The 6,554-nt window shown below is 54.2% G+C and carries 5 protein-coding genes; all 5 read left to right on the plus strand.

Going from position 1 to position 6,554, the window contains the following annotated elements; genetic code table 11:
• Position 1 precedes the first annotated feature (1 nt).
• The 5 genes from atpG to glmS all read left to right on the plus strand — a co-directional run bounded on the left by atpG (position 2) and on the right by glmS (position 6,282).
• Positions 2-865, plus strand: coding sequence for a F0F1 ATP synthase subunit gamma (atpG, locus tag IM265_RS18370; protein WP_003862364.1), 864 nt, complete (start codon positions 2-4; stop codon positions 863-865).
• Between the two features lie 31 nt (positions 866-896).
• Positions 897-2,279, plus strand: coding sequence for a F0F1 ATP synthase subunit beta (gene atpD / locus IM265_RS18375; RefSeq protein ID WP_003862362.1), 1,383 nt, complete (start codon positions 897-899; stop codon positions 2,277-2,279).
• Between the two features lie 20 nt (positions 2,280-2,299).
• Positions 2,300-2,719 carry a F0F1 ATP synthase subunit epsilon gene (locus IM265_RS18380; protein ID WP_006177560.1) on the plus strand — a complete coding sequence of 140 codons (420 nt, stop codon included), beginning with the start codon at positions 2,300-2,302 and terminating at the stop codon, positions 2,717-2,719.
• A gap of 138 nt (positions 2,720-2,857) precedes the next feature.
• Complete coding sequence (glmU, locus tag IM265_RS18385; RefSeq protein ID WP_045631290.1) at positions 2,858-4,228, plus strand: bifunctional UDP-N-acetylglucosamine diphosphorylase/glucosamine-1-phosphate N-acetyltransferase GlmU; 1,371 nt, start codon at positions 2,858-2,860, stop codon at positions 4,226-4,228.
• Between the two features lie 224 nt (positions 4,229-4,452).
• Positions 4,453-6,282 (plus strand): glutamine--fructose-6-phosphate transaminase (isomerizing), encoded by a 1,830-nt coding sequence (gene glmS / locus IM265_RS18390; RefSeq protein ID WP_047366743.1) that lies wholly within the window; start codon positions 4,453-4,455, stop codon positions 6,280-6,282.
• Positions 6,283-6,554 lie beyond the last annotated feature (272 nt).

Here is a 6,554-nt window from a genome sequence, read left to right on the forward strand (position 1 = left end):
CATGGCCGGCGCAAAAGAGATACGTAGTAAGATCGCAAGCGTCCAGAACACGCAAAAGATCACTAAAGCGATGGAGATGGTCGCCGCTTCCAAAATGCGTAAATCGCAGGATCGCATGGCGGCCAGCCGTCCTTATGCAGAGACCATGCGCAAAGTGATTGGTCACCTTGCAAACGGTAATCTGGAATATAAGCACCCTTACCTGGAAGAACGCGACGTTAAGCGCGTGGGCTACCTGGTGGTGTCGACTGACCGTGGTCTGTGTGGCGGCTTGAACATTAACCTGTTCAAAAAACTGCTGGCGGATATGAAAGGCTGGTCTGATAAAGGCGTTCAGTGCGATCTGGCACTGATTGGCTCTAAAGGCGTCTCTTTCTTTAACTCCGTTGGTGGCAACATTGTCGCTCAGGTGACCGGTATGGGTGATAACCCGTCCCTGTCCGAACTGATCGGCCCGGTTAAAGTGATGTTGCAGGCCTACGATGAAGGCCGTCTGGACAGACTGTACGTTGTCAGCAACAAATTCATTAACACCATGTCTCAGGTTCCAACGCTCACTCAGATGCTGCCGTTACCGGCATCAGAAGATGACGAGCTGAAGCAGAAAGCCTGGGATTACCTGTATGAACCCGATCCGAAACCGCTGCTGGATACCCTGCTGCGTCGTTACGTTGAATCTCAGGTTTATCAGGGCGTTGTAGAAAACCTGGCCAGCGAGCAGGCCGCACGAATGGTGGCGATGAAAGCCGCGACCGATAATGGCGGCAGCCTGATTAAAGAGCTGCAGTTGGTTTACAACAAAGCTCGTCAGGCCAGCATTACTCAGGAACTCACCGAGATCGTCTCGGGGGCCGCCGCGGTTTAACCAGGTTTACGAATTACGTAGAGGATTCAAGATGGCTACTGGAAAGATTGTCCAGGTAATCGGCGCCGTGGTGGACGTCGAGTTCCCTCAGGACGCCGTACCACGCGTGTACGACGCGCTTGAGGTACAGAATGGTAACGAGAGCCTGGTGCTGGAAGTTCAGCAGCAGCTCGGCGGCGGTATCGTGCGTACCATCGCCATGGGTTCTTCCGACGGTCTGCGTCGTGGTCTGGAAGTTAAAGACCTTGAGCACCCGATCGAAGTGCCTGTAGGTAAAGCAACGCTGGGTCGTATCATGAACGTATTGGGTCAGCCAATCGACATGAAAGGCGACATCGGCGAAGAAGAGCGTTGGGCTATCCACCGCGCGGCACCTTCCTACGAAGAGCTGTCCAGCTCTCAGGAACTGCTGGAAACCGGCATCAAAGTTATCGACCTGATGTGTCCGTTTGCGAAGGGCGGTAAAGTTGGTCTGTTCGGTGGTGCGGGTGTAGGTAAAACCGTAAACATGATGGAGCTGATCCGTAACATCGCGATCGAGCACTCCGGTTACTCCGTGTTTGCGGGCGTAGGTGAACGTACTCGTGAGGGTAACGACTTCTACCACGAAATGACCGACTCCAACGTTCTGGACAAAGTATCCCTGGTTTACGGCCAGATGAACGAGCCACCAGGAAACCGTCTGCGCGTTGCGCTGACTGGTCTGACGATGGCTGAGAAATTCCGTGACGAAGGCCGTGACGTTCTGCTGTTCGTTGATAACATCTATCGTTACACCCTGGCCGGTACCGAAGTATCTGCACTGCTGGGTCGTATGCCATCAGCGGTAGGTTATCAGCCTACGCTTGCGGAAGAGATGGGTGTTCTTCAGGAACGTATCACCTCTACCAAAACCGGTTCTATCACCTCTGTTCAGGCGGTATACGTACCAGCGGATGACTTGACTGACCCATCTCCAGCAACCACCTTTGCGCACTTAGACGCAACCGTGGTACTGAGCCGTCAGATCGCGTCTCTGGGTATCTACCCGGCCGTTGACCCGCTGGACTCCACCAGCCGTCAGCTGGATCCACTGGTTGTTGGTCAGGAACACTACGACACCGCGCGTGGCGTACAGTCCCTGCTGCAGCGTTACCAGGAACTGAAAGACATCATCGCCATCCTGGGTATGGATGAACTGTCTGAAGAAGACAAACTGGTGGTAGCACGTGCGCGTAAGATCCAGCGCTTCCTGTCCCAGCCGTTCTTCGTTGCGGAAGTATTCACCGGTTCTCCGGGTAAATACGTTTCCCTGAAAGACACCATCCGTGGCTTTAAAGGCATCATGGAAGGCGAATACGATCACCTGCCAGAGCAGGCGTTCTACATGGTTGGTTCCATCGAAGAAGCCGTGGAAAAAGCCAAAAAACTTTAACGCCTTAATCGGAGGGTGATATGGCAATGACTTACCACCTGGACGTCGTCAGCGCAGAGCAACAAATGTTCTCTGGTCTGGTCGAGAAAATCCAGGTAACGGGCAGTGAAGGTGAACTGGGTATTTTCCCGGGTCACGCACCGCTGCTCACCGCCATTAAGCCTGGTATGATCCGCATCGTTAAACAGTTCGGTCACGAAGAGTTTATCTATCTGTCCGGCGGCATTCTTGAAGTGCAGCCTGGCAGTGTGACCGTTCTGGCCGATACCGCTATTCGTGGCCAGGATCTCGACGAAGCGCGAGCCCTGGAATCGAAGCGTAAGGCTGAAGAGCACATTAGCAGCTCTCATGGTGACGTGGATTACGCTCAGGCGTCTGCGGAGCTGGCCAAAGCGATCGCGAAACTGCGCGTTATCGAGTTGACCAAAAAAGCGATGTAACACCGGCTTGAAAAGCACAAAAGCCAGTCTGGATACCAGACTGGCTTTTTTTTTCATCCTTAATTCATGATGAAAAAGATGTAGAATTTTAGGCATCAAACGTTTTTACTTCTCACTCAAACTACCGTCAGGATGCGTATGTCAAACAGTGCGATGAGCGTGGTGATCCTTGCCGCTGGCAAAGGTACCCGCATGTATTCCGATCTGCCTAAAGTGCTCCACACGCTGGCAGGAAAGCCAATGGTGCAGCATGTCATTGATGCAGCGAATGAACTGGGTGCCCGTCAGGTTCACCTGGTCTACGGCCACGGCGGCGATCTGCTTAAAAAGACGCTGAGCGATGATGCGCTCAACTGGGTGCTTCAGGCTGAACAGCTGGGTACCGGTCATGCGATGCAGCAGGCTGCGCCGTTCTTTGCCGATGACGAAGATATTCTGATGCTCTACGGTGATGTTCCGCTGATCTCCGTTGAAACGCTGACTCGCCTGCGTGCAGCCAAGCCGCAGGGCGGCATCGGTTTATTGACCGTTGTGCTGGACGATCCAACGGGCTATGGCCGTATCACGCGTGAAAACGGCAACGTAACGGGTATCGTTGAACATAAAGATGCCAGTGATGAACAGCGCAAGATTCAGGAGATCAACACCGGCATCCTGATTGCCAATGGCGCGGACATGAAGCGCTGGCTCTCTCAGCTCGACAACAATAACGCGCAAGGTGAGTACTACATCACCGACATCATTGCGATGGCGTATCACGAAGGGCGTGAGATCGCCGCCGTTCATCCGGCGCGCATCAGCGAAACGGACGGCGTGAATAACCGCCTGCAGCTTTCCCGTCTTGAGCGTATTTATCAGTCCGAGCAGGCCGAAAAACTGCTGCTCGCGGGCGTGATGTTGCGCGATCCGGCGCGTTTCGATTTGCGCGGCACCGTGTCTCACGGGCGCGACGTTGAGATCGATACTAACGTTATTCTTGAAGGCAACGTCACGCTGGGCAACCGCGTCAAAATTGGCGCCGGCTGCGTGATTAAAAACAGCGTCATCGGTGACGACTGCGAAATCAGCCCGTACAGCGTGGTGGAAGATGCTCATCTTGAAGCAGCGTGTACTATCGGCCCGTTTGCGCGTCTGCGCCCGGGTGCTGAGCTGCTGGAAGGCGCGCACGTGGGCAACTTCGTGGAAATGAAAAAAGCGCGTCTGGGTAAAGGCTCCAAAGCGGGTCATTTAACCTATCTGGGCGACGCGGAGATTGGCGATAACGTGAATATTGGTGCAGGAACCATTACCTGTAACTATGACGGCGCCAATAAGTTTAAAACCATCATCGGCGATGACGTGTTCGTGGGCTCTGACACGCAGCTGGTGGCACCGGTTACCGTGGGTAACGGCGTGACCATTGCCGCCGGCACGACCGTCACGCGCGACGTAGCGGATAACGAGCTGGTGTTAAGCCGCGTGCCGCAGGTACACAAGCAGGGCTGGAAACGCCCGGTGAAGAAAAAGTAACAACAAGGCGGGTGGCGCTACGCTTACCCGCCCTACGATTGAGTAGGCCTGATAAGGCGTAGCCGTCATCAGGCAAACCCGGGAGAGGAGATAAATATATATCTCCCCCCACAAGCAGTACCCATAAAAATAACCCCACTCTCTACAAGGCTCGGGGCGCCCGGAAAGGGTAAATACAGGTCAGCGACAACGCAGGCATAATGCCTAAATTCGGAATCTAAAATATGTGTGGAATTGTTGGCGCAGTTGCGCAGCGTGATATTGCTGAAATCCTTCTCGAAGGTTTACGTCGTCTGGAATACCGTGGTTACGACTCTGCCGGTCTGGCTGTCGTGGATGCAGAAGGGCATATGACCCGTCTGCGTCGTCTCGGTAAAGTGCAGATGCTGGCTCAGGCCGCGGAAGAACATCCGCTGCACGGTGGTACCGGTATCGCGCATACCCGCTGGGCGACGCACGGCGAACCGTCTGAAGGTAACGCGCACCCGCATGTGTCTGAACACATCGTGGTGGTGCATAACGGCATTATCGAAAACCACGAACCGCTGCGCGAAGAACTGAAAGCGCGCGGCTATACCTTCGTCTCTGAAACCGACACCGAAGTGATTGCTCACCTGGTGCACTGGGAGCTGGCAAAGGGCGGTACGCTGCGTGATGCGGTGCTGCGCGCTATCCCTCAGCTGCGCGGTGCATATGGTACGGTGATCATGGACTCCCGCGATCCATCTACCCTGCTGGCCGCGCGTTCCGGTAGCCCGATGGTTATCGGTCTGGGCATGGGTGAAAACTTTATCGCCTCCGATCAGCTGGCGCTCCTGCCGGTCACCCGTCGCTTTATCTTCCTGGAAGAGGGCGATATCGCGGAAGTGACGCGCCGCAGCGTGACCGTCTTCGACACCAAAGGCGAGCAGGTGAAGCGTCAGGAGATCGAATCTAACCTGCAGTACGACGCGGGCGACAAAGGCGCTTACCGTCACTACATGCAGAAAGAGATCTACGAGCAGCCGAACGCTATCAAAAACACTCTGACCGGGCGCATCAGCCACGGCGAGGTGGATCTGAGCGAGCTGGGGGCAAACGCCAACGAACTGCTCGGCAAGGTTGAACATATTCAGATCGTAGCCTGCGGTACTTCTTATAACTCCGGTATGGTCTCTCGCTACTGGTTTGAATCCCTTGCGGGCGTGCCGTGCGACGTGGAAATCGCGTCTGAGTTCCGCTATCGCAAGTCTGCGGTGCGTCGTAACAGCCTGATGATCACCCTTTCCCAGTCCGGCGAAACGGCGGATACGCTGGCAGCGCTGCGTCTGTCTAAGGAATTGGGTTATCTGGGCTCGCTGGCCATCTGTAACGTCCCGGGCTCATCCCTGGTGCGTGAGTCCGATCTGGCGCTGATGACCAAAGCGGGTACCGAAATCGGCGTGGCCTCCACCAAAGCGTTTACCACTCAGCTGACCGTTCTGCTGATGCTGGTGGCGAAGCTGGCGCGTCTGAAAGGCGAAGATGCTTCCGTTGAGCACGACATCGTTCACGGTCTCCAGGCGCTGCCGAGCCGTATTGAGCAGATGCTGTCTCAGGACAAACGCATTGAGGCGCTGGCGGAAGATTTCTCTGATAAGCACCATGCTCTGTTCCTGGGTCGTGGCGATCAGTACCCTATTGCGCTGGAAGGCGCACTGAAGCTGAAAGAGATCTCCTACATCCACGCGGAAGCCTACGCGGCAGGCGAGCTCAAGCATGGCCCGCTGGCGCTGATTGACGCGGATATGCCGGTCATTGTTGTCGCACCGAACAACGAACTGCTGGAAAAACTGAAGTCTAATATCGAAGAGGTACGCGCCCGCGGCGGCGTGCTGTACGTCTTCGCTGATAAAGATGCCGGTTTCGCCAGCAGCGACAACATGCACATCATCGAGATGCCGCATGTGGAAGAGGTGATTGCACCGATCTTCTACACCGTTCCGCTGCAGCTGCTGGCTTACCACGTGGCGCTGATCAAAGGCACCGACGTTGACCAGCCGCGTAACCTGGCGAAATCGGTCACCGTAGAATAATCCCTTCTGTTAATGGCTACACGACGTGTAGCCATTTTTTCCTTACTTTTTTCTCATCAGCTTTCTCTTTGCTATCAATCATCTTACTCTGACGTATTTCGTTACTTTATTGTGTGAATAATGAACGAGATTGCTTCTGAGCATTAGTATTTTCTATTTTGATCACTAAACGATCAGCTTTTATTAACGGAATCCTAAAAATGGTTTGTTTATAAAATATGTGCCCTTTTTATGTGTATACTGAAAAGGAATTTTAATGATAAAGCAAAAAT

This window comes from Enterobacter cloacae complex sp. P17RS (genome assembly GCF_014895885.1).
Lineage (GTDB): Bacteria > Pseudomonadota > Gammaproteobacteria > Enterobacterales > Enterobacteriaceae > Enterobacter > Enterobacter bugandensis.